Raw genomic sequence first — 24,340 nt, 5'->3', positions numbered from 1 at the left:
AATATAGAAGTGCTGGGCGATAGAGCAAATGTGCGGAAGGGAAAGACCTCAGCCGAGCATCTCGCGTAACCGATACCAGAACATTCCCAGTGCCAGCAGCGGCGAACGCAAGGCCGGGCCGCCGGGGAAGGTCATGTGCGGCACGCCGCTGAACACGTCCATGCCTTGGCTGTGACCGGCATCAATCGCCTCGCCGAGCAGTTTCGCGCACCAGTGTGTGACGTTCAGGCCATGGCCGGAATACCCCTGGGCGTAGAACACGTTCGGGTGCTGCTTGAGTCGGCCGACCTGCGGGAAGCGGTTGGCGGTGATGCCGATTTTGCCGCCCCACTGATATTCGACGCGCACGTCCGCCAGTTGCGGGAAGACCTTGAGCATCTTCGGCCGCATGTAGGCGGCGATGTCCGCCGGATCGCGTCCGGAATAATGGCAAGCACCGCCGAACAGCAGGCGCCGGTCCGCCGAGAGCCGGTAATAATCAAGCCCGACCTTCTGATCGCACAGCGCAAAATTGTTCGGGATCAGTTGCGCGGCACGTTCGTCGGACAATGGTTCGGTGGCGATGATGTAACTGCCCGCCGGCAGCACTTTGCCGCTGAGCTGTTTTTCGAGCTCATCCAGGTGCGCGTTGCAACCGAGTACCAGGCTGCCGGCACGTACGGTGCCGGTGGCGCAACGCACTTGCACGGTTGTGCCGTGGATGATTTCCAGCACCGGACTCTGCTCGAAGATGCGCACACCCAGGGACGCGGCCAACCGCGCTTCGCCCTGTACAAGATCAAGCGGATGCAGGTGACCTGAGCCCATGTCGATCAGACCGCCCGCATAGCCTTCGGCGTTGACCACTTGCTGGCGGATCTGCTCGGGGCCGACCAACCGGGTTTCATGGGCGTAACCGAGTTCGGCGAGGCCAACGTGTTCGTCCCTGAAGGCAGCAAATTGCGCGGCCGTGTTGGCCAGCTCACAGAAGCCCCAGTGCAGATCGCAATCGATGCTGTTGTCGCCGATGCGCTGGCGCACCAGCTCCACCGAATCGATGCCGGAGCGCTGCAAGTAGCGCACGCCTTCCTGACCGACATAACGGGCGAAACCTTCGACCTCGTGGCCGATCCCGCGAATCAACTGACCGCCATTGCGCCCGCTGGCGCCCCAGCCAATGCGCCGGGCTTCGATCAGGATCACCGAGAGTCCGCGCTGCGCCAGTTCGATGGCGGTATTGACCCCGGTGAACCCGCCGCCGATCACGCAGACATCGGCACTCAGATCGCTGTCCAGTATCGGGTAGGGCGTGGTCGCCCGCGCTGAAGCAGCGTAATAGGAGCGGGCGTGTTCTTGGCTGTACTGATTCATTTGTTGGACTTCACTTTGCTCCAGGAGCGGGTCATCAGACGCATGATCGCTTGGGGCGGGGTAGAGGAGATGTAGAGTTTGTCGAGCACGGCCTGCGAGGGATAAACCTCAGGGTTGTTGACCAGGTCCTGATCCATGTATTGCTTGGCGGCCGGGTTCGGATTGGCGTAACCGACCGAAGTGCTGACTTTGGCGATCACTTGCGGATCGAGCAGGTAATTGATGAAGGCGTGGGCTTCTTTCGGGTTGCTGGCGTCTGCCGGGATGGCTAGCAGGTCGAACCACAGGTTGGCGCCTTCTTTGGGAATGGCGTAGGCGATGTTCACGCCGTTCTTGGCTTCTTTGGCGCGGTTGGCAGCCTGGAACACGTCGCCGGAGTAACCGAAGGCTACACAGATGTCGCCGTTGGCCAGGTCCGAGACGTATTTCGATGAGTGGAAATAGGTGATGTAAGGGCGAACGCTCAGCAGCTTCGCTTCAGCCTTTTTAAAGTCTTTCGGGTTTTCACTACGAGGGTCCATGCCCATGTAGTTGAGTACGGCGGGGAAAACTTCGTCGGCCGAGTCCATCATCGAGACGCCGCACTGGCTGAGTTTTTTCATGTTCTCAGGCTCGAACAGCACGGCCCAGGAGTCGATGTGATCGATGCCCAACACTTGCTTGACCTTGTCGACGTTGTAACCGATGCCGTTGGTGCCCCACAGGTAAGGCACTGAGTGCAAGTTACCGGGATCGTTCTTTTCCAGCAGTGTGAGCAATTTCGGGTCGATGTTCTTCCAGTTCGGCAACTGCGAACGATCCAGTTTGAGAAAGGCGCCGGCCTTCACCTGACGGGCGAGGAAATGGTTGGACGGCACCACGACGTCATAACCGGTGCGACCGGCGAGCAGCTTGCCTTCGAGGGTTTCGTTGGAGTCGAAAACATCGTAGATCACCTTGATTCCGGTCTTGGCCTGGAAGTCGGCGAGGGTGGTTTCACCGATGTAGTCGGTCCAGTTGTAGACGCTGACCTGGGGTTCGGCGTGGGCCACGGCGCTGAACAGCACGCTCAGAGCAACCGGAAGTACGGATTTCAATAGACGCATATCGACACCTCTTCGAATTATTGGATTTTTCAGGTGGTTCGCTATTCCCCTTATGGGAGGGGGCTTGCCCCCTCCCACAGAGGATTTGTGGAATTGGCTTAAACGCTCAGCATCAGGAACTCGCGTTCCCACGAGCTGATCACGCGCTTGAAGTTTTCATGCTCGGCACGTTTCACCGCGACGTAGCCGCGTACGAATTTGTCGCCCAGGTAGTGCGCAACGGTGTCGCACTCTTCCATTTGCGTCAGGGCTTCTTCGATGGTGATCGGCAAACGCAGGTTGCGGCGTTCGTAGGCGCGGCCTTGTACTGCCGCACTTGGCTCGATGCCCTCGACCATGCCGATGTAACCGCAGAGCAGACTCGCGGCAATTGCCAGGTACGGGTTGGCATCGGCACCCGGCAGGCGGTTTTCAACGCGCATGGCTTGCGGGCTGGAGGTCGGCACACGCAAACCAACGGTGCGGTTCTCTTCGCCCCATTCGACGTTGACCGGTGCCGAGGTGTCCGGCAGGAAACGGCGGAACGAGTTCACATTGGGCGCGAACATCGGCAGCACTTTAGGGATGTACTTCTGCAAACCGCCGATGTAATGCAGGAACAACTCGCTCATTTGCCCATCGGCGGTGGCGAAGATCGGCTGGCCGGTGGCGATGTCCACCACACTTTGGTGGATGTGCATGGCGCTGCCCGGTTCGTCACCAATGGGCTTGGCCATGAACGTCGCCGCGACGTTGTGCTTGAGCGCCGCCTCACGCATGGTTCGTTTGAACACGGTGATCTGGTCGGCCAGATCCAGGGCGTCGCCGTGACGGAAGTTGATTTCCATCTGCGCCGGGCCGTCTTCGTGGATCAGCGTGTCGAGGTCCAGACCTTGCAGTTCGCACCAGTCATAGACGTCTTCGAACAGCGGATCGAATTCATTGGCCGCATCGATGGAGAACGACTGCCGGCCGCTCTCGGCGCGCCCCGAACGACCCAGCGGTGCCTTGAGCGGCAAGTCCGGGTCTTCGCAGCGCTGGGTCAGGTAGAACTCCATTTCCGGCGCCACAATCGGCTTCCAGTCTTTGTCGGTATACAGCTGCAAGACTTTCTTCAGCACGTTGCGCGGCGACAGTTCGATCGGGTTGCCGAACTTGTCGAAGGTGTCGTGGATGACGATGGCCGTCGGCTCGATGGCCCATGGAATCACGTAGACCGCATCGCTCACCGGTTTGCAGATCATGTCGATGTCGGCCGGGTCGAGCAGGTCGTAGTAAATGTCGTCGTCGACAAAATCCCCGGTTACCGTTTGCAGCAGCACACTCTCCGGCAGGCGCATGCCGCGCTCCTGGAGGAACTTGTTGGTCGGTGCGATCTTGCCGCGGGCGATGCCGGTCAGGTCGCTGACCACACATTCAACTTCGGTAATCTTGTGATCTTTCAGCCAAGTGAACAGCTGATCGAAAGGGGCATTCATAAAGACCTCGTTATTGGTTTTAGAGACGCCGGGGAGGGCGGGTTTCATCTTCCGCCCCTTCCCCTGTGGCGCATTGACGACTATCTTGGGCGAGCTTTGCGGTTCCATCTATCCACTTTAAGCAGCACCAAAGCGCACCAAAAGAGTGCGCAAGGTCACCCCATGACAACGTGCAATCCGCTACAGGTTCAAGCATTCAACACCGCCGATGTGGCCGAGCAAGTCCGCGCCACACCGGGCTGGGTTCAGCATTACCAACAGATGTCGCCGGGGCATTTCGCCGGGCAGATTCGTTATCTGGATCTGCAGGGTGTCGAGGTCTACGAAGAGCAGATGAACACCCGGGTCGAGCAGAATTTCAGTGCGCCGCAAGGGGCTTTGGCGTTCTGTTTTGATCGCAGTGACAACGCGCTGTATCTGCTCAATGAAGACAGTCGCAACATCTGGATCACCCCGGAGAACTACCAGGAAATCGCCGTGGTGTTCGGCCCGGAGTTTGTCCGTCAGCAAGGTCTGGATCTGGCGAAACTCGAAGGCTTGTTCATGACGCAACTCAAGGGCGGGCAGAACGCGCTGTTCAGTCGCTGGTTAAGCTCGATTCTCACGAAGCTTTCGCAACCCATTGATTCAAAAGAAAAAGACGCGCTTACTCGGCAGCTTTTAGAGGATTGTCTGTTTATCCTCGACAACGCACGTATAGGCCTGGATCACGGTGAATTGCAGCGTCGTACCGAAGAGCGAACGCTCATGAAACGGATCGGGGAGTGGGCTGCCGATTCACCGGAAGAGACGTTGAATTTGCTGGAGCTTTCCCAAGTGGCAGGGGTGTCATTGCGGCAGTTGCGACAGGCGTTCAAGGCCTACACCGGGATGACCCCGAGTCAATGGTTGCGTCTGCGCCGGTTGAACAGTGCTCACCGCGAATTACTCAAGTGCACACCGACGCAAACGACGGTCGCCGAAGTGGCGATGAATTGGTCGTTCTGGCACTTGGGGCGGTTTTCCAACAGTTACCGGTCGCTGTTCAAGGAACTGCCAAGCGAGACGCTCAAGCGTTCACCCATGGCGTAGCGAAGCAAAGTCCTTTGTGACCCACACCAGAATGCGAACAACGTGCACGACCACTGTGCGCAACCCGGGAGCCCGTCGCTCATTCAAATTCTCAAATCGGCGGCCAGTGCCACACGCGCCAGGGCGGGAATGGACTTGGAGTGGGTTCGAGTCATGACCGCGGCGCGGTGGTTTTCCACCGTGCGCTGGCTGATTCCGAGTTGCGCTGCAATGTGTTTGCTCGCAAATCCTGCCAGTACCATGTCCATGACTTGTCGCTGCCGTAAGGTCAGGCTATCGATGCAATGAGTCGCTTCCTGCATCCACGCCAGTTTTTTATTGGCGTCCTGCGAGTGTTCCAAGGCTCGCGCAATGCTCTGAAGCATCTCACTACGACCGAATGGCTTTTCAATGAAATCTGAAGCGCCGGCCTTCATGGCATCGACGGCAATCGACACTTCATTGCTGCCGCTGATCACGACAGCGGGCAAGTCATCGCCGTTCTTTCTCAGTTGGTGCAGCAGTTCAACGCCTTCCATTCCTGGCAGGTGGGCATCGATCAGCAGGCAGGCGGGCGGGCCGGGGGCATAGTCTGCAAGAAACGCTTCACTGGTCGCGTAGTCGTGAACCGCGTAGCCGTGGGATTCAAGCACGCCGCGAATCGTGTGGCGAAAGAGATCGTCGCGATCGACTACGAAGATGATCGATGAGCGCGCAATGCCGGGGGCGAATTGTTCGGGTCGCTCACTGTCGTTTTTTGCGGCGCGTTGCTGTGCAAGCAACGACGCAATGACGAACGTGACCTCTTTTAGCTTCGCCGGTTTGTTCAGTTGAACGCAGTGTTCGAACGCTACGTCGCGGGAGGTCAGGCGCGAGATATCTCCCGTCAGAATGATGGCAGGCATGCTGCGATGAAGTGCCATGCGTAACTGAGTGATCATCTGTAAGCCGTTGATCGCCCCGGGCAGATTGAAGTCGGCCAGAATCAGATCGGGTTGTACGCCGCCACGCGTGACACTTTCCAGTGCCGTCATCCCGTCTTTGGCCATTGCCACTTGATAGCCTGCGGATTTGAGCAATGTCCCCAACAACTCGAGCAGTTCGACGTCATCCTCGACAACCAGGATCATTTCACCGTTTGCCGTGCGGCCTTGCGCCGACTGATCCGTTGGATGCATGGCACCTGGCAACGCTGCACTTTCAGGCGTCAAGACGACATCAATGGCGAAGGCAGACCCCTTTTGGATGCGCGATTGCGCACGCAGTCGATGCCCGAGCAGGGCACATAAGCGTTTGACGGCAGGCAAACCCGTTTCAAATCCAGCGACAGGCTCTTTGCCTGGCGGATCGGCCGCAAGGATGGATTCCAGATGGGACGGCTCGATACCCAGACCTGTGTCCCAAACTTCGATACTCAGCCACCCGCCATGTCGCCGGCAGCCCAGGAGTATCCGACCTTCATGGGTGTATTGCAGCGCGTTGGACAGCAGATTGCGCAGGATCTGCTCCAATAGGCGCGGATCACTTTCGACCGAGAGATGGCAGGGCACGACCTTCAGCCTCAACCCTTGGGCAGAGGCTTTGTAATTGAATTCGTCGGCGAGTCGGTCCAGCAGATCACTCACTCGAAAAGTAACGGGGTTTGCCTGAACGGCACAGGTTTCAATGTGGTTGATATCCAGTAGCGCATTCAACATGCCGGACATGGCGCCCACTGTTTCGCCAATTCTGATGGTCAGTTTTCGAGGCTGTTCCTCTTTCAACAGGCTCAGTAACAGGCCTTGCAACAACTTGAGCGTTTGTAAAGGCTGGCGCAGATCATGACTGGCACAGGCCAGAAACCGTGTACGGTCAGCCGTTGCCAACTGCGCGTTATGCGTCGCTTCTTCAAGTGCCTGGGCGACCTGCTTTTTGTCGCAGATGTCGGTAAAGGTGATGATGACCCCTTCCACACAATGGTCGTGCTTGATGTAAGGGGAAATCCGCCGAGTAAAACTCATACCGCTCTGTGATCGGACTTCTCGCTCCAGCGGCGTCGTGTCACGCATCACCGCTCTGGCGTCTTCCAGAAGATTGGCGTCTGTTGCCAACGAGCATAGCTCGGCCAGCGGACGTCCAATGTCGGCGGCACGCATGCTGAACAAGGTTTGGGTGGCCGGTGTGAACAGACGAATGTTCAACTGCTCGTCCAGCAAGACAGCCGCGATGTTGATGCCGTTCAGCACATTCTGGCAGTCCAGCGCAGCGTCCCGTTGCTGGTCGAGCTTGCTACGAAGCTCATGATTCATCTCGGCCAACTGGCCATTGAGCAAACGTAACTGATCGAGGGCGTCTGTTGTTTCATTGGGGGCCATTCGCGCTTTGGAGCCCAACGTTGCAGCATCAGCCAAAGGAGATGGAGTCATCATCCTGGGCGTGGCGGTTCCAGTGTCGAGTGGCGGACGAACTGCCATTGTGACTTTCCGCGTGAGTGCATTCCGGGTGAACACGTCCTTGGATCCTACACCCCTTTAATCACCAGGCAATGCTCGCTGGCGCGCGAGGGGCGGTTCAACGACGTGAACGGACGCAATGATTGGGCGCAGGACGGCGTCAGACATTTCTCTCCGACCGGCGGTCGTCGCTTGAGGCTTTGCGCAACGACTTTCGCTTAGCGCTGAGTAGTTTCCGAGCCCACTGACGCAACCCGGCCAAGCGCCGCCGACAGTGCGTTGATAAAAGCTGACCGGCCCTAGACAACCGCACCGAACACGCGCCCAACCACAGCGGTGCTGACCATCGCCAACGCCCCCCAGAAGGTCACACGCCAGGCGCCTTTGAGCAAAGAGGCGCCTCCGGCCTGCGCGGCGACTGCGCCCAGGGAGGCCAGGAAAAGCAGCGACATGATCGATATCCAGAGAATCACGTTCTGAAGCGGCACGATCAGCGTGACCGCCACTGGCAAAACGGCGCCGACGACAAAGCTCGTCGCCGACGCGAAAGCGGCAGAAAGGGGTTTGGCACTGAGCGTCTCTGAAATACCCAACTCGTCGCGGGCATGTGCGCCCAATGCGTCGTGAGCCATTAGCTGACTGGCGACCTGGCTGGCCAACTCGGGTTCAACCCCTCGATGGATGTAGATCTGCGCCAGCTCCCGGTGTTCTGCCGCAGGTTTGGTATCAATCTCTTTTTGCTCTTTTGCCAGATCCGCGTGCTCGGTGTCGGCCTGAGAATGCACCGAAACATACTCGCCTGCGGCCATCGACATGGCGCCCGCTACAAGGCCGGCCATGCCGGTCACCATCAGCGTGTTGTGCGTGGCGCCGGCGGCGGCGACGCCTATCAACAGGCTGGCGGTTGAGACGATCCCGTCATTTGCCCCCAGCACGGCCGCTCTGAGCCAGCCGATACGGTCGCTGTTATGGGTTTCGGCATGACGGCGTGTGAACCTGATCATTGTGTTTGGCCTTTTGCGCGATGGTTTCAGCACGGAGTGTAGGTAGTTTCCGAGGCTACTCATTAGCGGGTCAGGCGCCTAAGTTGAGGTTTGTGACGTTGGCTCGACACGTCAGCATCCTCGTCTCCTTCTGACGTTCAGGCGGTGCGCGACGGATGAGCACACGTGTCTTGCAGCGTTTTCAGACATGTTTCAACGATCAGGCCTGCGACCATGAGCATCAGCCGTAATAATTTCTACATTTTCAAGACCCACGCCGACGCTGAAGAAGCAATCCGTACTCTGAATCAGGCAGATTTTGACGTTAAGAAACTCTCCCTCGTGGGCAAGGGCTACCAGACTGAAGAGCATCCGATTGGCTTCTACCAACTCGGTGACAAGGTGATGGCCTGGGGTGGCATGGGTGCCTTGTGCGGATCGTTCTGGGGGCTTACGGGGCACCTCAAGAGGAACATTTCATGACGATGAAAATGCAGGCCGCGGTGGTCGAGCAGTTCGGCCAACCGCTGGTCATCAGAGAGTTTGACGTCCCTTCAGTGGGCCCTGGGCAGATCCTGGTCAAGACCGAAGCCTGTGGTGTCTGCCATACCGATCTTCACGCCGCGCGTGGTGACTGGCCATTGAAGCCGACGCTGCCCTTTATTCCCGGGCATGAGGGGATTGGCGTGGTAACGCAGATCGGGGCAGGGGTCAGCAACGTAAAAATCGGGGAACGGGTGGGTGTGCCATGGCTTTACTCGGCCTGTGGGCATTGCGAGTACTGCCTCTCGGCCTGGGAAACGGTCTGCGCCCAAGCACAGTTCGGTGGCTATACGAAGAACGGCGGCTTTGCCCAATACATCCTCGCCGACCCGAACTACGTGGCGCACATCCCCCATGGTCTTGATCCGCGGGAGGCTGCGCCGATCATCTGTGCCGGCGTCACGACTTACAAAGGCATCAAGGAGACCGGAGCCCGACCAGGACAGTGGATTGCGATTTCCGGTGTCGGTGGCCTCGGTCACCTGGCGGTTCAGTACGCCAAAGCGATGGGGCTGCAAGTCTGCGCCGTGGATATTGATGAGCGCAAACTGGCCCATGCCACCCGGCTTGGTGCCGATGCCGTGGTCAACGCCAAAAATGGGGATCCGGCGGCAGCGGTCAAAGAGGCTACCGACGGTGGCGCCCATGGCGTACTCATCACGGCCCCCTCGCTCAGTGCGTTCAAACAGGGTGTGGCAATGACCCGTAAACATGGGGTTTGCGTACTCGTGGGATTGCCGCCGGGCGAGTTTCCGGTGCCGCTGTTTGATGTGGTTGTCAATTGCATCACCGTTCGCGGTTCTTTTGTCGGCAACCGCCAGGACATGGCCGAAGCACTGGCCTTCGCCGCTCAGGGCAAGGTCAAGGCCGACATCGAGTTGCAGCCGTTATCGGCGATCAACCAGATTTTCGAGCGGCTGGAACACGGTGATGTTCCATCGCGCGTGGTCATCGATTTCAGTGCCGGTTGAAGAGTGCCAAAGCATGAACATCTTGATTGGCGAGGCAGCGCTGAAAAGTCGTCAGACTTCGGTCTTGACGATTCGGCAGATGGCAGAGGCCGATCGCTTGTCGGTCGTTGCCGGCGTGTCGTCTTTCGAGCTGATGGCCAACGCTGGTGCAGCCGTAGCGCACCAAATCGAGCGGCGCTGGGCACCACGGGCGGTGCTGGTGCTGTGCGGGCCGGGCAACAACGGTGGTGACGGTTTCGTCACGGCGCATGTGTTGGCGCAAGCCGGCTGGCCGGTGCGGGTGGCGATGCTGGGCAGTCGATTCAGCCTGAAGGACGAAGCCCGGCAACACGCCCAGCGCTGGGAAGGGGACGTTGAAGACATGAGCCCCGCGGTGCTTGAGGGGGCTGAACTGATTGTCGATGCGCTTTTCGGTGCCGGCCTCAGCCGCCCCCTTGAAGGCCAGGCATTGGCGACGCTTGCTGCCGCCAGCAAGGGCGGTGTGCCCCTCATCGCAATCGATATGCCCAGCGGGGTCATGGGGGATACCGGTGAAACGCTGGGGGCAGCCGCGGCGGTGCTGACGGTCACGTTCTTGTGCAAGAAAGCGGGGCACTTGCTATTGCCAGGCAGGGACCTGTGCGGCGAAGTCATTGTTGTGGATATTGGCACTCCCAACGCGGTGATCGACACCATCGCCCCCCGCACCTTTGAGAACAGCCCGGCGTTATGGCTGGCCAGTTTGCCCCGCCCCAAGGCGAGTACCGACAAACACAGTCGTGGGCATGCCCTGATCTTTGGCGGGTATCCAATGACCGGTGCGGCTCGAATGGCTGCAAGAGCTGCAGCCAGAGCGGGCGCGGGGCTTACCACCATTGCGGTGCCGGAACTGGCGTTGGCCATTTATGCGACAGCGCTGGACAGCATCATGGTGCGTCCATGGGTGACTCCGGAAGATTTTGGGCACCTGCTCAACGGCAGTCGCTTTTCTGCCTGGTTGATAGGACCCGGTGCAGGCGTGGACAAGGAAACCTTTGGGCACGTACTGGCGATGCTTGCCAGTGGACGCCCGACCGTCATCGACGCGGACGCGATCAGCGCTTTTGAGGACGAACCCGGTGTACTCGATCGCGCGATTCACGGCCCCTGCGTGCTGACACCTCATGAGGGGGAGTTTCGACGGGTGTTCGACTTCGCCGGCGACAAGCTCACACGCACCCGTGCTGCGGCCCTGCGTTGCGGCGCCGTCGTGGTGCTCAAGGGCAGCGACACGGTGATAGCCGCGCCCGACGGCAGGGCAATCATCAATGCCAACGCGCCTCCGACATTGGCCACCGCTGGCTCGGGCGACGTCTTGAGCGGGATCATTCTTGGTTTGCTTGCGCAAGGAATGCCGGTCTTCGCCAGCGCGGCGGCGGGGGTCTGGCTACACGGTGCGGCGGCCGCCGAATTCGGTCCCGGCTTACTGGCCGAGGACCTGCCCGACCTGTTGCCAAAAGTGTTGTGTCGACTGCTCGACGTCTAGCTACCCGTCGAGGCCCGATAGCCCCGTGCCCGCGTTTCATACCGGCGGCGACAGACTATTTTGGGAAGACATTCCTACCGACGTGCTGATGACGCAGGCGCAATTGTCGGTCATCGCGCCGCCGTCCATGGCAGCGATCCTGGGGTCGATTGCCGGCAAATGGGGCGAGTACTTCGTTGGTATCGCTATGGGTTTCCACTGTAGTGATGCAGGCCGTGATGATCCTCATGTATTTCTCCAACAACGCCTGGAACATGATGATCTCCATCACGGGCGTGATGATATTTCCGGCCTATATCGGCGCTACCGGTTTTTTGTGGAAAGTCATGGCAAGCGGGCGCTATCCAGCCACCGCAAAATCGGCAACCTGGTGTTCATCTGTGCGCGCGCAGCCCACTCACGCAAGACGAAAATGGCTCGTGCCTTCGTAAAAGGTATGGGCCGTAATAGGCCAGACCGCAGGGCTTGGCCCACTCACAACCGGGAGCTTTCGATGAAAAGTTCATATCTTGCGATTGTGTTGCTCTTGAGTTCGACCTTTTGCCTGGCCGCGCCACTCGATGGCGCGGCCCTGTACCAAAGCAACTGCGCCCAATGCCATGGCGAACGTGGAATGGGTGGGGCGGTTGGCATGGGCGCGATGACACCCGGTATGGGAGGTTCAAACGGCGGGCAGGGCATGATGAATGGGATGGGCACAATGGGCGGTCAGGGCGGCTCGGGAATGACGGGGCTTCAAGCGCCCAAACTGGTAGGCGATGCCAGTGCCTGGAAGCCTGAGTTATTTGAGCGTGCAGTGCTCCAAGGCATCGATGATGAAGGTGAACCTCTGAGCAGGGTCATGCCGCCCTGAGTGTGGCATGACGCTGGAACCCGTCATCCAGAACCTTGGCTTTGCGCTTGTCTACAATGCGCTCGGCGTGCCGTTGGCTGCCGGTTTGTTGTTTCCGTTCACGGGTTGGTTGTTGTCACCGATGGTTGCCGCGTTTGCCATGAGTCTGAGTTCATTGTCGGTCGTGACCAATGCACTGCGCTTGCGTGGCTAGGGTTCTACTGCGCAGAGTCACTTGCCCGTTCAGATATCTGACGGGCAAACGATGTTTTCTCTTTGATTTGTCGCGCACTTACTGCTTGTGCTCGATAACGGTTTCAACCAGCCAATAGCCGGTCCGTCCGTAGTGGTGATGCAGATTCGATTCCTGTTCCCGGTTCAACTGCTCAGACGACTCATAAGGCGGCGATGCCTTGATCGAGGCGCATTCGAGGTCGACCGACACGGATTTATCCAGCCAACGGATATCGTCAATCCATTCAGGAGCAATCAACACTTTGTGCCCGAGCCACCAGTTGCTGGTGTTGACCACAAGGTATTGAATCGCCCAGGTCTGTTCGTTGATCAGCACGCTGTCGACATGCCCGACCTCGCCATCGGTGGCTTTGATGTGATACCCGATGATGGCTTTGCAACTGCGTAAGTGCGGGTCGTCATCTTCATGGCGCGCGCGCTCGGCTTTTGCGCTCTGTTCGCGGGCATGTTCATCTTGAGCGGGACCACCCGGCAGCCCGTAGCCACCGGGGTACATCCCGGCATTCCACATGCCTGCGTTTCCCCAGTAATACGGATACCCGTAGTAACCCAGGTATTGCATTTCATGTTGTCGAGAGACCGGTTTGTCGACGTCGATACTTGGGCTGTTTTTGACTTGATCCTTGGTGAGCGCTACGTGCAGCCGACGTTGCGTCCAGTCGGCGTCCTGGATGGAAAGGGGCGTGATCAGGACCTTGCGGCTGGCAAGCCAGGCGCCGGTCTCAACGACAAAATAACGGATCACCCACGCCTCATTGTCGAAATAGAAGTCTTTGACTTCCCCGATGTCACCATCGGTTGCCGCAATGGTGTAATCCTTGAGATCTCGCATGCTTCGTAACATAGGACTGTCCTTCGTAGCGCACCGATCGATGTCCTCGGCACATGGAAAGGCTGCAGGCCGATTATTCGACCTGCCCAAGGACAGGGTGTGCTTTTAGCGGCGTCAACGTCTGTTCGCTGGCGCACGCTGAAGACGCAGGAATCAGGTGGGTTTATTCACGGAGGACGGGATCGGCGACCCGCGACGTTTTTGTCGCTCAAGCCATTCAAACAGCCCCATGCCGACCAGCATGGCGATGACGAAAACGGCGCCTTTGCCGATGCCCGCACCGAGCAGAACCAGGGAAGGCCCCGGGCAAATGCCTGCCAGGCCCCAGCCCACCCCGAACAGGAGGCTGCCGATGACCAGACGCCGGTCGATGTGTCGAGCGGTGGGCAGGTTCATGGGCAGGCCGAGCAGTGATCGGGTGCGTGCTCTGGCGAACTTGAAGCCTACCGCCGCCACCGCGATGGCGCCGGCCATGACGAAGGCCAGCGAGGGGTCCCAGCGCCCGCCCAGATCGAGGAAACCAATGACTTTGGCCGGGTTTGTCATGCCGGAAATCAGCAAACCGAAACCGAAAATCAGCCCGGCAAGCCACGCGTAGAAGAGTGGCATGGTCAAAGGCCTCCCAGAAGGTGCTTAACGACGAAAACGGTAACGAAACCCGCCCCCATGAATACCAGTGTCGCGACCGCAGAGCGCGTCGATAATCGCGATAACCCACACACACCGTGGCCGCTGGTGCAGCCAGCGCCATAGCGCGTGCCGATGCCGACGATCAGGCCCGCGACAATCAACAGCGGATACCCGGCATCGATCTCTATCGCGGGCAAAGAGGCGACCAGACCAAAAGCCAGTGGTGCCATTAGCAGGCCCAAAACAAACGCCGCACGCCAGGCGATATCCCCGGTTATCGGGCGCAGCAGACCGCCGACAATGCCGCTGATGCCTGCGATGCGCCCGTTGAACAGTATCAACAGCACTGCACCCGAGCCGATCAGCAAGCCTCCGATCAAGGCGCTCAACGGCGTGAAGTGGTTCATGTCGATCATGACGCTCTCCTTACAGGGGCGTGTGGAGTGAAGGTTGATCGCGATGCAATCCTGATCATCTGATGGCCGTCGCGCTGGCCGCCAAAGCAGTCAGCGCGAGGATAGGCTGATTGAAGCTCCCGAGCGGCAAATATCGCAAGATCTGTCGGGAGCCCTCGTCAAGGATTGGGAGAACCTGGGATTAATTCATGCCCAGCCAGTTGGGGAGCGCCAGGGTTATCCATGGGACATAGGTGATCAGTATCAGGAACAGCAGCAAAAGCATCAGCCAAGGCATCGCGGCCTTGATGGTCGCGGGCACTGACATCCCCGTCACGGCGGAAGTCACGAACAGGTTCAGACCGACGGGCGGTGTGATCAAGCCGATCTCCAGGTTGACCACCATGATGATGCCAAGGTGAATCGGGTCGATACCCAGCTTCATGGCAATGGGGAAAAGGATCGGGGCCAGAATCAGGATAATGGCCGAGGGTTCCATGAAGGCACCGGCGATCAACAAAACCACGTTCACCACCAGCAGGAAGGTCACTGGCGTCAGCCCTGCTTCAATGACCCAGGCCGTGATTTGCTGGGGCAGTTGCTCGGTGGTCAATACGTGAGCAAACAACATGGCGTTGGCAATGATGAACATCAGCATGATGCTCAGCTTGGCCGAGTCCAGCAGGACTTTGGGCGTTTCGCGAAACGTCAGGTCCTTGTAGACGAACAAGGCGATGAATGCCGAATACACCGCAGCAACGGCAGCAGCCTCGGTGGGGGTGAACATCCCGCTGTAAATGCCTCCCAGGATGATCAGCATCAACAGCAGGCCCCAGATCGCCTTGCGTGCGGTGCTGAGAAACTCACGCAGTGTGGCGCGCGGCATGGCGGGCAGGTTTTTCTTCACCGCGACGATGTAGATGGCCACCATCAGCGATACACCCAGCAACAAACCGGGTATGACGCCGGCCATGAACAACTTGCCGACGGAGGTCTCGGTGGCAGCCGCATAGACCACCATCACGATCGAGGGCGGTATCAGAATGCCCAAGGTCCCGGCGTTACAGACGATTCCCGCGCCGAATTCCTGCGGATATCCAGAGCGAACCATGCCGGCAATGGCAATCGACCCGACGGCTGCCACCGTTGCCGGGCTGGAGCCGGAAAGGGCTGCGAACAGCATGCAGGCCAATACGGCGGCAATCGCCAGGCCGCCACGGATATGACCGACACAAGCGTTGGCAAAGTCGATCAGGCGACGTGCAACGCCACCGGTGGTCATGAAGGCGCCTGCCAGCAAGAAAAACGGAATGGCCAACAGTGTGTAGTGTTCTGAGGTCTCAAACAGCTTGATCGCGAGAGAGCGGACGGAGTCCGGACTGAAAAACACAATGGTCAGTGAACCGGCCAGGCCCAGGGATATGGCAATCGGTACACCGATGAACATCAGTGCAAAGAGTGTCGCGAACAGGAAGGCAATGGTCATTGTTTGTCGTCCTCGTGCTCGGTCAGTTTCATCACGTCAGCGGCTTCATCGGCCAGGCCCAGCCCGGTCTGGCGGTGCAACAGGATGCGCACGAAAATTTCGGCGAAACGGATGAATACCAACGCAAAACCCACGGGAACAATCAGCCCTATGTGCCATTGCATGATGCCGAAATGGCCCAGATCTTCGGCGCCTATTCCTGCTGTCATCAAGGTATGAATCCACTCGAAGCTGGCCACACTGAGCAGCCCGGCGTAGGTCAGGCAGCACAGACAGGCCAAAATGCCGATCAATCGCTGCACGGGTTTGCTGGCCAGTTTTACCAGGGCGTCCACGCCAATATGCCCGGCGGTACGCACGCCGTAGGACAACCCGAAAAAGATCAGCCAGCCAAATAGCGCCTTGGTGAGCGAGGTACTCCAGGTCATGGCCTGCGCCATTGTCATGACCTGATCGCCCATGGCGAATAGTGTTTCGCTGGCGCCTTCCCAGTTGTCGGCAAGTCGGTAGAAGAGCGTATAGAGGTTGTTGAGGATGACGTAGACGAACGTCACCAGGGTCATGGCGGCCAAAAGGAAGACAATGAAACCCTCCTCGAAGTGTTCCCATATGCGCCGAAAGGCATTCATGGATGGCATCTCCTGTAGCGTGATGACAGGCAGGTGCTGGCGTGCCAGCACCTGCCCTCCGGTCATTTGGCCTTGTTGGCGGCTTCGGCAGCAGTGATCAGCTCAGGGCCGATATCGGCTTCGAATTTTTTCCAGACCGGCTTCATCGCGACGCGCCATTGCTCGCGTTGCTCAGGTGTCAGGGTGATGATTTCGGTGGTTTTGGCGGCAACGATGCTTTGCTTGGCGTCCTGATTGAGTTGCTCGGCCTCTTTGTTCACCTGGGCGGTGACTTCCACAATGATTTTGTCCAGTTCACTGCGAATATCCGGCGGCAAGCCATTCCAGAACTTGGTGTTGGTGATCAGCATGTAATCCAGCACGCCATGGTTGGACTCGGTGATGTATTTCTGTACCTCGTTCATTTTCTGGCTGTAGATGTTCGAGTAAGGGTTTTCCGCACCGTTGACCACACCGGTTTGCAAGCCCTGATACACCTCGGCAAAGCTCATTTTGCGCGGATTGGCGCGCAAGGCCTTGAACTGCTCTTCAAGTACGGCCGAGGCCTGTACCCGGAATTTCAGGCCTCGGGCATCGCCAGGAACACGCAGCGGCTTGTTGGCAGATAGCTGCTTCATCCCGTTGTGCCAGTAGGCCAGGCCCGTGATGTTCTTGCTCTCCATGGATTTGAGCAGACCCTGGCCCTGCGGGCTCATTTGAAAACGGTCTACCGCGGTGATGTCGTCAAACAGAAAGGGCAGGTCGAACAACTGGAGGGTCTTGGTGTACTGCTCGAATTTGGCCAGAGATGGCGCAATCAACTGTACGTCGCCCAACAGCAGGGCTTCCATTTCCTTACCGTCACCAAACAAGGACGAGTTCGGATAGACCTCAACTTTGACCTTGCCGGGCAAACGTTCCTCGACCAGCTTCTTGAACAGCACCGCGCCTTGCCCCTTCGGGGTCTGCTCGGCGACAACGTGTGAGAACTTGATGATGATCGGATCAGCGGCCATGGCCGTGCCCATGCTGCCTAAAGCAAGCGTGCAGGCGAGTGCCTTGCATAGGGATTTGAACATTTGGGGGAATTCCTCTTCTTTTAGTTTTTGTACAGTTCAATGTTCTGACGCGCATTCGTTATACGGCCAACCACAAGTCTAGGCAAAAAATCATGTTTGAAGGCTGATTTGCTGATTTGCTGATTTCGCTGGAGCGTAATGCGAATAACGTCAGGCCCCCGCGCGCCAAGACCTGCAATTGCCCCTGAGTAGTTTCCGAACCTTTTGCCAATCACCTTGGTGGCTGCCCAGGCACTCGAGATACGGTGCGTATAGGTAGTTTCCGAGGCTACTCATCAACCCTTCAGACGCCTAGATTGAAGTCATCGCAATGCAAAGCCAGGGCGGGCGCTTTGGCGTTTTTGCCGAATGCCTGGCAGTGGTTGCCGGCCCTCACAGGCGCAGCCATGGCCCCATCCATTTTGATAGAGACAGACAGGCAGGCTTATCTGGCTCTGAACAAAAGGCGACTGACATGTCCGAGTTACCAAACCCTCAGCAAAATCATTTGCTTGCCGCGCTGCCGGTCGAGATTCGGCATCGCCTGCTGCCTCAACTGGAGCTGGTGTCATTCCCGCTGGGCAAAGTCCTTTACGAGTCCGGAGACGTTTTGCGCTACGTCTATTTCCCGACCGACTCCATCATTTCATTGCTCTACGTCATGGAAAACGGCGCGGCGGCTGATATTTCGGTGGTGGGTAATGAAGGGCTGATCGGTGTCGCCTTGTTCATGGGCGGCGAGAGCACCTCAAGCCGGGCGGTCGTGCAGAGCGCCGGCTACGCGTTCCGGCTCAGAGGGCAACTGCTCAAGGACGAGTTCAATCGTCACGGCGAAATGTTGCGTCTGATGCTGCGTTACACCCAGGCGTTGATCACGCAAATGGCGCAGACGGCGGTCTGTAATCGTCATCACTCAATCGACCAGCGCCTGTGCCGTTGGCTGTTGTTGTCGCTGGATCGCCTGCCGGGTAACCAACTCGTCATGACTCAAGAGCTCATTGGCAACATGCTCGGTGTGCGGCGTGAAGGCATTACCGAGGCCGCCCGCAAGTTGCAGAAGCTTGGTGTGATCGAGTACTGCCGAGGGCTGATCACCGTGCTCGACCGCCCCCAACTCGAGGAATTGAGTTGCGAGTGTTACGCCGTCGTTAAGCATGAAACCGACCGACTTCTGCCTTGCGCCCAGCCAGAGCACTTGCGCAGGCCTGTCTGTCATGCACTCACGGCGCATGTCCACTGATGCTGTGACGGCCTCCTGTGTTCGCTACCGCACAGCGGCCAGTGAGCGCGCGAGTGATGATGGAGCAAGGTTTGACGGGAGACGATGCGCTGATCCCCATCGGGCGTGGCCAGCGCGAACTGATTCTGGGCGACCGCCAGACCGGCAAGACCGCGATCGACACCATTTTCAACCAGCGTGACAAAAACGTTTTGTGCGTTTACTGCGCCATCGGCCAGCGCGCGTCGGCAGTGGCCAAAGCGGTGGCCAACCTGCGTGAGAAAGGGGCGCTGGCCTACACCGTTGTCGTGGTGGCCGAAGGTAACGAGGCGCCGGGGCTGGCCTACATTGCGCCTTACGCGGCCACCAGCATCGCCGAGTACTTCATGGAGTCTGGTCGTGACGTGCTGATTGTCTACGATGACCTCACCCACCACGCCCGCGCCTATCGCGAACTGTCGCTGCTGCTGCGTCGTCCTCCGGGCCGCGAGGCGTTTCCGGGGGATATTTTCTACATCCATTCGCGCATGCTGGAACGCGCCACGCACCTCAATGAGGAGCGCGGAGGCGGTTCGATGACCGCACTGCCCATCATTGAAACCGAAGCACAGAATATTTCGGCTTATATCCCGACCAATCTGATTTCCATCACCGACGGGCAGATTGTGCTGTCGCCATCGCTGTTCGAACTGGGCGTGCTGCCGGCCATCGATGTCGGGCAGTCTGTCTCGCGGGTGGGCGGCAAGGCGCAGCGCGCGGCGTATCGTGCGGTGGCGGGCGACCTCAAGCTTGCCTACGCGCAGTTCGAAGAACTGGAAACCTTTGCGCGCTTCGGCGCCCGACTGGACGAAGACACGCGACAGTCCATCGTCCACGGCAAGCGTATCCGCGCCTGTCTGGCTCAGGCCGAATTCTCGCCGGTGACGGTGCCTGCACAGATTGCCATTTTGCTGGCGTTAAATGCCGCGCTGTTCGACCCGGTGCCCCTCGACAGCATGCTTGCCGCGCAGCAAGCCGTGGAGAAAGCCGCTGATGGGCTGCCCGAAGACGTGAGCCAACGACTGACAGCCGCCGGTAAACTGACCGACGCCGATCGCGAGCAGGTCACCGAGGTGGCGCGCCAGGTCCTTGCCGCGTTCCTGGCGCCAGCGCAGCCAAACACGGTTGCACCCAAGGATGGTGTCGTGACCGACACCGGCCAAGCCTGATGGCTGCCACCATCACCGCACTGCGTCGCCAGATCAGCAGCGCAGGGGACCTGAAGTCCGTGGTCCGTGTCATGAAAGCGTCGGCAGCCTCGGCGATCGGGCAGTACGAGCGCTCAGTGGCGGCCTTGGCCGATTACGCGCGCACGGTCGAACTGGGATTGGGGGTGTGTTTGCGCTCGGTCGATTCCAGTGGGCCGCCTCCACGGTTATCGGCAGCGCGCGCCGAAGACATCGTGGTGCACGCGTTGGTATTCGGGTCGGATCAGGGATTGGTGGGGCGGTTCAACGAGGCGGTGGTCGACTATGCCTTGGGCCAGTCGGCATCCCCGGCGACAAAGCTCTGGGCCGTGGGCGAACGCGTGCATGAGCGATTGCTTGATGCGGGCCGAGAACTCGAAGGCACCTTTGTCGTTCCGGGATCGGTCGAGCAAATCACGCGACTGGTCGGCCAGATTCTGCAAAGAATCCCCATGGCCGGCAGCGAAGTTGAACCGCACAACACCACGCTGATTCTTTTCTATAACCGACCCAATGGCGCTGGCTACACGCCCGTGAGCCAGCGATTGCTGCCTCTGGACGGACATTGGCAGCGGGACTTGGCACACCAGCCCTGGCCCACGGCGCAACGGCCCGAAGTGCTGAGCGCCAATGCGCAGACGCTGCGCGCGTTCATTCGCGAGCACCTGTTCGTGTCTTTGTTTCGAGCCAGCGCCGAGTCGTTGGCCAGCGAGAACGCCAGTCGTCTCGCCGCCATGCAGCGCGCCGATCGCAACATCGGCGAACTTCTGCAAGCGCTGAACGCCAACTACCACCGTTTACGCCAGGCCGGCATCGACGAAGAGCTGTTCGACGTGATTTCTGGCTTCGACGCCTTGCTGCCGAGTGCAGATTCTGGCCCTCAGCACTGAACAGACAACTGTGAACAGGAAACCGAATCATGAAAGTCGTGGTCGCCTTGGGCGGAAATGCACTGTTGCGGCGCGACCAACCGCCGACGGCAGAAAATCAGTTGGAGAACATTCGCGGTGCAGCCGCACAACTGGCGCGCGTGGCCGCGCATCACGATCTGGTGCTGACGCATGGCAATGGTCCTCAGGTGGGGTTGCTGGCGCTTCAGGCGGCGGCCTATGAAAAAGTGCAAGCCTATCCGCTGGATGTGTTGGGCGCGCAGACCGACGGCATGCTGGGCTATCTACTGGAGCAGGAATTGGCCAACCTGCTGCCGCAAACGCGCACGGTAACCACACTGATCACACGCGTAGAGGTCGATCCGCACGATCCTGCGTTCAGCCATCCCAGCAAGCCGATAGGACCGATGTACAACCAGGCCGAGTCTGCGCGTATCGCCTCGCAAAAGGGCTGGGTGATGGCCAGGGACGGTGATGCGTTTCGGCGCGTCGTTGCATCACCAGCGCCCTTGCGAGTGCTCGGGCTGCAATCGATCCGCTGGCTGCTGGAACATGGCGCACTGGTCATTGCCGCCGGTGGTGGCGGCATTCCGGTGGCGGCCACGGGGGAGAAGGGCGACAAGAAACTGCACGGCGTGTCAGCGGTGATCGACAAGGATCAGTGCACCAGCCTGCTCGCCCGCGACCTTGAAGCCGACTTGCTGGTCATCGCCACTGACGTGTCGGCGGTCTATCTCGACTGGGGTTTGCCCACGCAGCGCGCGCTCGGCAACGTCACACCGCAGGAACTTGCCCAGTACCCGTTCCCTGAGGGTTCGATGGGGCCGAAGGTCGAGGCGGCGCGAAGCTTTGTACTCGCCACGGGGCATCGCGCTGTCATCGGTTCGCTCGAGCAGATCGAAGAAATGATCGCCGGCCATGCGGGCACTCAAGTGGCCCTTGCGAAAAGCACTGATGGCGGTGGCCCGTTGAGGTCCTGAATGGGGGCGCTGACACGCTGACAGGTCCGGAGCCTCTGGCTGGACTGTCAACCGGAACGGGAATTCATTCAGCCCGCCTCGCAGGCCCACATCTCAATGGACGGCTGGCTGGAAGTCGGCATACCAACCCATTGGCTCATTGGCTGGCACTGGCCGTTGAAGCACAACTGGTAGTCGCCAGCCTCGGGGGTGCGCCCCAGACTCAGTGGCTGCATAGGCGCCAGTGTGCGGCGGTAGTGCCAACTGCCATTGTCCAGTCGGGCACCCTCGGGAATTTCCATGCCCGCGCCGTTACCGCGCACCCGAGCCTCTTCCAGCACAAGGCCTTGGGCAGTGACGCGGTAATCTTCCTCCCAGCGAATCTTTTCGATGGTGTGATTCCACGCCAGCGTGAAGTGCGAAATCGGTAGCTGAGCCCACACCGCCCCTGTGAGGCCCAGACACAAACCGATCATGCGCGGGCTATCCTGGCCTGGCGGGAACGCCAGATGTGCTGAAGGATCACGGCGGCCCCAAGGGCGAAGCCCAGTTCATCGGTCAACGGCAATGCCACCACCAGCAAGCCTCCAGCCGCCACGCACAATAAGCGCTCCCATGCGGGCATTTTTCGTTGTAGATAACCGGTGGAGGCCATTCCCCAGAGTCCGACCGCCAATACCGATTTGATCACCATGTAGGCGGTCATCCACAAATTATCGCCTTGCAGCATGAGCGCCGGGTTGTAGACCGCCATGAATGGAATGACAAATCCGGCCAACGCGATTCGCACCGCCCAGAGGCTGATCTTGAAACCGGACTCTTTGGCAATCGGTGCCGCAGCAAAGCAGGCAAGGGCGACAGGGGGTGTCAGGTCGGCGAGGATGCCGAAATAGAACACGAACATATGCGACACGATCAGCGGCACACCCAATTCCAGCAGGGCAGGGGCCGCGATCGAGCTGGTGATGATGTAGTTGGGAATGGTCGGAATGCCCATGCCCAGCACCAGGCAGGTGATCATTGTCAGTATCAGCGACAGCAGCAGGTTGTCTCGGCCAATGGCCAATATGTAGCCTGCAAACGTAGAGGCCACACCGGTCAGTGACACCACACCGATAATGATGCCCACCAGTGCACAGGCAATGCCCACCGGAACGGCATGGCGCGCGCCTTCGACCAGCGCGTGCAGGCAGATGGTCAGTGTGTCGTGCCCCCCTTTGATGAACGCACAAATCAACACCAGCACCGCAACGACCGCAAAGATCACACCAATCCCCAACTGGAAGAAACCGGTACACAGAATCCCGAGCGCGATCCAGAAGGCGCAGCGCAGGCCGAAACTCTGCACCCTGAGAATGATGGCCGAGCCGAGAATCACGATGGCGGTCAGGGCCAGTCCGACCATGCCGGAGAACAACGGCGTGCGCCCGGAAAACAGCAGATAGACCAGAACCAGCAGCGGGATCAGCAGGTACCATTTCTCCTTGACGGCGCCCAGTGCGCTGGGACATTGATCCTTGGGCAGGCCCATGAGATTGGAGCGTTTGGCCTCCAGATGAACCATCCAGAACACCGAGCCGAAGTAGAGGGTGGCAGGAATCAACGCCGCCTTGGCTATTTCCACGAACGGCACGTTGATGGTTTCGGCCATGATGAAGGCGACAGCGCCCATCACCGGCGGCATCAGTTGGCTACCCATGCTGGAGGTCGCTTCAACGCCGGCAGCAAACGCGGGCCGGTATCCAAAGCGTTTCATCAACGGAATGGTGAATTGCCCCGTGGTCACGACGTTGGCAATCCCTGAGCCCGTGATGGTGCCCATCAGCGCCGACGACGCGACCGCAACTTTGGCCGGGCCGCCCACCTTGTGGCCGAACAGGCCCATGGCGAAGTCGGTGAACAGTTTGATCATGCCCGCCTGTTCAAGGAACGCGCCGAACAGGATGAACAGAAAGATGTAGGTTGCCGAGACATAGGTCGGAGTGCCGTACAGCCCTTCGGTGCCGAAAGAGAGCTGGTTGATGATCTGATCGAAACCGTAGCCGCGATGCGCCAACTCTCCCGGTAGATATTCGCCGAACAGACCGTAGGCCAGGAACAGGCCGCAAATGATCGGCAGGGCAATCCCCATCACTCGCCGTGCGGCTTCGAACACCAGCACGATCAACACAATGCCCGTCACCGTGTCAGTGAGCGTCAGATCCCCGGAGCGCTGAATCAGGTCAGCCTCAAACACCCACTGATAGATGGCCGTAGCAATGGCGGCCAGGCTGAGTATCCAGGCCAGCGGCTGCCATGGACGGTCCTTGCCATAAGCGGGGTAGCTCAGAAAAACCACCCACAGCAGGAAACCTACGTGTACGGCGCGCAAGACCTGGCTTGAGATCGGTGCAAATGCGGCGGTGACGATCTGAAAGATCGAGAACAGCAAGGCTACGTAAAACAGGGTTTTCGGCCACTCTCGCGGATTCGTGGAGATGCCGTGATGATCATCACTCATTAGTTGCCTGCCTCATGACTGCATTGAACAAGGGCGAACAATGGGCGCAGCGACAATGGGCGGACGCTGCGCCTC

General features: G+C 59.1%; 23 protein-coding genes. 10 read left to right on the top strand and 13 right to left on the bottom strand.

The window, feature by feature from the left end; all coding sequences use genetic code 11:
- Positions 1–48: 48 nt before the first annotated feature.
- The 3 genes from AACY18_RS12950 to AACY18_RS12940 all read right to left on the bottom strand — a co-directional run bounded on the left by AACY18_RS12950 (position 49) and on the right by AACY18_RS12940 (position 3,892).
- Positions 49–1,350, bottom strand: a complete 1,302-nt coding sequence (locus AACY18_RS12950) for an NAD(P)/FAD-dependent oxidoreductase (RefSeq protein WP_339465063.1) — start codon at positions 1,348–1,350, stop codon at positions 49–51.
- Positions 1,347–2,435, bottom strand: coding sequence for a polyamine ABC transporter substrate-binding protein (locus AACY18_RS12945; RefSeq protein WP_339465062.1), 1,089 nt, complete (start codon positions 2,433–2,435; stop codon positions 1,347–1,349). Before AACY18_RS12945 ends, AACY18_RS12950 begins: the two co-directional genes overlap by 4 nt.
- Positions 2,436–2,533: 98 nt before the next feature.
- Complete coding sequence (locus tag AACY18_RS12940) at positions 2,534–3,892, bottom strand: glutamine synthetase family protein (RefSeq protein ID WP_339465061.1); 1,359 nt, start codon at positions 3,890–3,892, stop codon at positions 2,534–2,536.
- Between the two features lie 162 nt (positions 3,893–4,054).
- On the opposite strand from AACY18_RS12940, the gene AACY18_RS12935 reads away from it, so the two are divergent.
- The gene (locus AACY18_RS12935) at positions 4,055–4,963 is read left to right on the top strand and encodes a helix-turn-helix domain-containing protein (protein ID WP_339465060.1); all 909 of its coding nucleotides are present in this window, start codon (positions 4,055–4,057) and stop codon (positions 4,961–4,963) included.
- 83 nt (positions 4,964–5,046) lie between these two features.
- Here the strand turns inward: AACY18_RS12935 and AACY18_RS12930 are convergent, their stop codons facing one another.
- Positions 5,047–7,296, bottom strand: a complete 2,250-nt coding sequence (locus AACY18_RS12930; RefSeq protein ID WP_339465059.1) for a response regulator — start codon at positions 7,294–7,296, stop codon at positions 5,047–5,049.
- A gap of 377 nt (positions 7,297–7,673) precedes the next feature.
- The gene (locus AACY18_RS12925) at positions 7,674–8,375 is read right to left on the bottom strand and encodes a VIT1/CCC1 transporter family protein (RefSeq protein ID WP_339465111.1); all 702 of its coding nucleotides are present in this window, start codon (positions 8,373–8,375) and stop codon (positions 7,674–7,676) included.
- 216 nt (positions 8,376–8,591) lie between these two features.
- On the opposite strand from AACY18_RS12925, the gene AACY18_RS12920 reads away from it, so the two are divergent.
- From AACY18_RS12920 to AACY18_RS12900, 5 genes are read left to right on the top strand one after another with little or no spacing between them, the layout of a single operon-like run.
- Entirely contained in the window at positions 8,592–8,840 is a 249-nt protein-coding gene (locus AACY18_RS12920; RefSeq protein ID WP_339465058.1) for a hypothetical protein, read from the top strand.
- Positions 8,837–9,871 carry an alcohol dehydrogenase AdhP gene (gene adhP / locus AACY18_RS12915; RefSeq protein ID WP_339465057.1) on the top strand — a complete coding sequence of 345 codons (1,035 nt, stop codon included), beginning with the start codon at positions 8,837–8,839 and terminating at the stop codon, positions 9,869–9,871. Before AACY18_RS12920 ends, adhP begins: the two co-directional genes overlap by 4 nt.
- A gap of 13 nt (positions 9,872–9,884) precedes the next feature.
- Complete coding sequence (locus AACY18_RS12910) at positions 9,885–11,375, top strand: NAD(P)H-hydrate dehydratase (RefSeq protein ID WP_339465056.1); 1,491 nt, start codon at positions 9,885–9,887, stop codon at positions 11,373–11,375.
- 25 nt (positions 11,376–11,400) lie between these two features.
- Positions 11,401–12,228: a c-type cytochrome gene (locus AACY18_RS12905; protein ID WP_339465055.1), complete on the top strand. Its 828-nt coding sequence runs from the start codon at positions 11,401–11,403 to the stop codon at positions 12,226–12,228.
- 7 nt (positions 12,229–12,235) lie between these two features.
- Positions 12,236–12,421, top strand: coding sequence for a hypothetical protein (locus tag AACY18_RS12900; RefSeq protein WP_445261955.1), 186 nt, complete (start codon positions 12,236–12,238; stop codon positions 12,419–12,421).
- Positions 12,422–12,499: 78 nt separating this feature from the next.
- On the opposite strand, the gene AACY18_RS12895 is transcribed toward AACY18_RS12900, so the two are convergent.
- From AACY18_RS12895 to AACY18_RS12870, 6 genes are all read right to left on the bottom strand, one after another.
- Complete coding sequence (locus AACY18_RS12895; RefSeq protein WP_339465054.1) at positions 12,500–13,306, bottom strand: PRC-barrel domain-containing protein; 807 nt, start codon at positions 13,304–13,306, stop codon at positions 12,500–12,502.
- A 141-nt stretch (positions 13,307–13,447) separates the two neighbouring features.
- Positions 13,448–13,903, bottom strand: a complete 456-nt coding sequence (locus tag AACY18_RS12890; protein WP_339465052.1) for a YeeE/YedE family protein — start codon at positions 13,901–13,903, stop codon at positions 13,448–13,450.
- A 2-nt stretch (positions 13,904–13,905) separates the two neighbouring features.
- A complete protein-coding gene (locus AACY18_RS12885) occupies positions 13,906–14,340 on the bottom strand; it encodes a YeeE/YedE family protein (RefSeq protein WP_339465051.1) in 435 nt (144 codons plus the stop codon).
- 181 nt (positions 14,341–14,521) lie between these two features.
- The gene (dctM, locus tag AACY18_RS12880) at positions 14,522–15,805 is read right to left on the bottom strand and encodes a C4-dicarboxylate TRAP transporter large permease protein DctM (protein WP_339465050.1); all 1,284 of its coding nucleotides are present in this window, start codon (positions 15,803–15,805) and stop codon (positions 14,522–14,524) included.
- Positions 15,802–16,434: a TRAP transporter small permease gene (locus AACY18_RS12875; RefSeq protein ID WP_339465049.1), complete on the bottom strand. Its 633-nt coding sequence runs from the start codon at positions 16,432–16,434 to the stop codon at positions 15,802–15,804. The genes dctM and AACY18_RS12875 overlap by 4 nt, the downstream gene beginning before the upstream one ends.
- Before the next feature lie 62 nt (positions 16,435–16,496).
- Positions 16,497–17,492, bottom strand: coding sequence for a TRAP transporter substrate-binding protein (locus tag AACY18_RS12870; protein WP_401157649.1), 996 nt, complete (start codon positions 17,490–17,492; stop codon positions 16,497–16,499).
- 454 nt (positions 17,493–17,946) lie between these two features.
- On the opposite strand from AACY18_RS12870, the gene AACY18_RS12865 reads away from it, so the two are divergent.
- The 4 genes from AACY18_RS12865 to arcC all read left to right on the top strand — a co-directional run bounded on the left by AACY18_RS12865 (position 17,947) and on the right by arcC (position 21,786).
- Complete coding sequence (locus AACY18_RS12865) at positions 17,947–18,711, top strand: Crp/Fnr family transcriptional regulator (protein WP_339465048.1); 765 nt, start codon at positions 17,947–17,949, stop codon at positions 18,709–18,711.
- 71 nt (positions 18,712–18,782) lie between these two features.
- Complete coding sequence (locus tag AACY18_RS12860) at positions 18,783–19,898, top strand: hypothetical protein (protein ID WP_339465047.1); 1,116 nt, start codon at positions 18,783–18,785, stop codon at positions 19,896–19,898.
- On the top strand, positions 19,898–20,806 hold the full coding sequence (locus AACY18_RS12855; RefSeq protein WP_339465046.1) for a F0F1 ATP synthase subunit gamma: 909 nt from the start codon (positions 19,898–19,900) through the stop codon (positions 20,804–20,806). The genes AACY18_RS12860 and AACY18_RS12855 overlap by 1 nt, the downstream gene beginning before the upstream one ends.
- Before the next feature lie 29 nt (positions 20,807–20,835).
- Positions 20,836–21,786, top strand: coding sequence for a carbamate kinase (gene arcC, locus AACY18_RS12850; RefSeq protein ID WP_339465044.1), 951 nt, complete (start codon positions 20,836–20,838; stop codon positions 21,784–21,786).
- A 68-nt stretch (positions 21,787–21,854) separates the two neighbouring features.
- Here arcC and AACY18_RS12845 read toward each other — a convergent pair whose 3' ends face one another.
- On the bottom strand, positions 21,855–22,241 hold the full coding sequence (locus AACY18_RS12845; protein WP_339465042.1) for a DUF1850 domain-containing protein: 387 nt from the start codon (positions 22,239–22,241) through the stop codon (positions 21,855–21,857).
- Positions 22,238–24,265, bottom strand: a complete 2,028-nt coding sequence (locus AACY18_RS12840; protein ID WP_339465041.1) for a TRAP transporter permease — start codon at positions 24,263–24,265, stop codon at positions 22,238–22,240. Before AACY18_RS12840 ends, AACY18_RS12845 begins: the two co-directional genes overlap by 4 nt.
- Positions 24,266–24,340 lie beyond the last annotated feature (75 nt).

Origin of the sequence: Pseudomonas sp. EA_65y_Pfl2_P74 (genome assembly GCF_963970575.1) — a bacterium.
GTDB lineage: Bacteria > Pseudomonadota > Gammaproteobacteria > Pseudomonadales > Pseudomonadaceae > Aquipseudomonas > Aquipseudomonas baetica_A.
Note: the sequence above shows the minus strand (reverse complement) of the source record. Positions and strands in the feature narration are given on the sequence as shown.

What these genes read in the sequence shown, in the direction of transcription:
- AACY18_RS12950 (WP_339465063.1), bottom strand. Translation starts at nt 1,350, where the DNA reads ATGAATCAGTACAGCCAAGAACACGCCCGCTCCTATTACGCTGCTTCA.
- AACY18_RS12945 (WP_339465062.1), bottom strand. Translation starts at nt 2,435, where the DNA reads ATGCGTCTATTGAAATCCGTACTTCCGGTTGCTCTGAGCGTGCTGTTC.
- AACY18_RS12940 (WP_339465061.1), bottom strand. Translation starts at nt 3,892, where the DNA reads ATGAATGCCCCTTTCGATCAGCTGTTCACTTGGCTGAAAGATCACAAG.
- AACY18_RS12935 (WP_339465060.1), top strand. Translation starts at nt 4,055, where the DNA reads ATGACAACGTGCAATCCGCTACAGGTTCAAGCATTCAACACCGCCGAT.
- AACY18_RS12930 (WP_339465059.1), bottom strand. Translation starts at nt 7,296, where the DNA reads ATGGCCCCCAATGAAACAACAGACGCCCTCGATCAGTTACGTTTGCTC.
- AACY18_RS12920 (WP_339465058.1), top strand. Translation starts at nt 8,592, where the DNA reads ATGAGCATCAGCCGTAATAATTTCTACATTTTCAAGACCCACGCCGAC.
- adhP (WP_339465057.1), top strand. Translation starts at nt 8,837, where the DNA reads ATGACGATGAAAATGCAGGCCGCGGTGGTCGAGCAGTTCGGCCAACCG.
- AACY18_RS12910 (WP_339465056.1), top strand. Translation starts at nt 9,885, where the DNA reads ATGAACATCTTGATTGGCGAGGCAGCGCTGAAAAGTCGTCAGACTTCG.
- AACY18_RS12900 (WP_445261955.1), top strand. Translation starts at nt 12,236, where the DNA reads ATGACGCTGGAACCCGTCATCCAGAACCTTGGCTTTGCGCTTGTCTAC.
- AACY18_RS12895 (WP_339465054.1), bottom strand. Translation starts at nt 13,306, where the DNA reads ATGTTACGAAGCATGCGAGATCTCAAGGATTACACCATTGCGGCAACC.
- AACY18_RS12890 (WP_339465052.1), bottom strand. Translation starts at nt 13,903, where the DNA reads ATGCCACTCTTCTACGCGTGGCTTGCCGGGCTGATTTTCGGTTTCGGT.
- AACY18_RS12885 (WP_339465051.1), bottom strand. Translation starts at nt 14,340, where the DNA reads ATGATCGACATGAACCACTTCACGCCGTTGAGCGCCTTGATCGGAGGC.
- dctM (WP_339465050.1), bottom strand. Translation starts at nt 15,805, where the DNA reads ATGACCATTGCCTTCCTGTTCGCGACACTCTTTGCACTGATGTTCATC.
- AACY18_RS12875 (WP_339465049.1), bottom strand. Translation starts at nt 16,434, where the DNA reads ATGAATGCCTTTCGGCGCATATGGGAACACTTCGAGGAGGGTTTCATT.
- AACY18_RS12870 (WP_401157649.1), bottom strand. Translation starts at nt 17,492, where the DNA reads ATGTTCAAATCCCTATGCAAGGCACTCGCCTGCACGCTTGCTTTAGGC.
- AACY18_RS12865 (WP_339465048.1), top strand. Translation starts at nt 17,947, where the DNA reads ATGTCCGAGTTACCAAACCCTCAGCAAAATCATTTGCTTGCCGCGCTG.
- AACY18_RS12855 (WP_339465046.1), top strand. Translation starts at nt 19,898, where the DNA reads ATGGCTGCCACCATCACCGCACTGCGTCGCCAGATCAGCAGCGCAGGG.
- arcC (WP_339465044.1), top strand. Translation starts at nt 20,836, where the DNA reads ATGAAAGTCGTGGTCGCCTTGGGCGGAAATGCACTGTTGCGGCGCGAC.
- AACY18_RS12845 (WP_339465042.1), bottom strand. Translation starts at nt 22,241, where the DNA reads ATGATCGGTTTGTGTCTGGGCCTCACAGGGGCGGTGTGGGCTCAGCTA.
- AACY18_RS12840 (WP_339465041.1), bottom strand. Translation starts at nt 24,265, where the DNA reads ATGAGTGATGATCATCACGGCATCTCCACGAATCCGCGAGAGTGGCCG.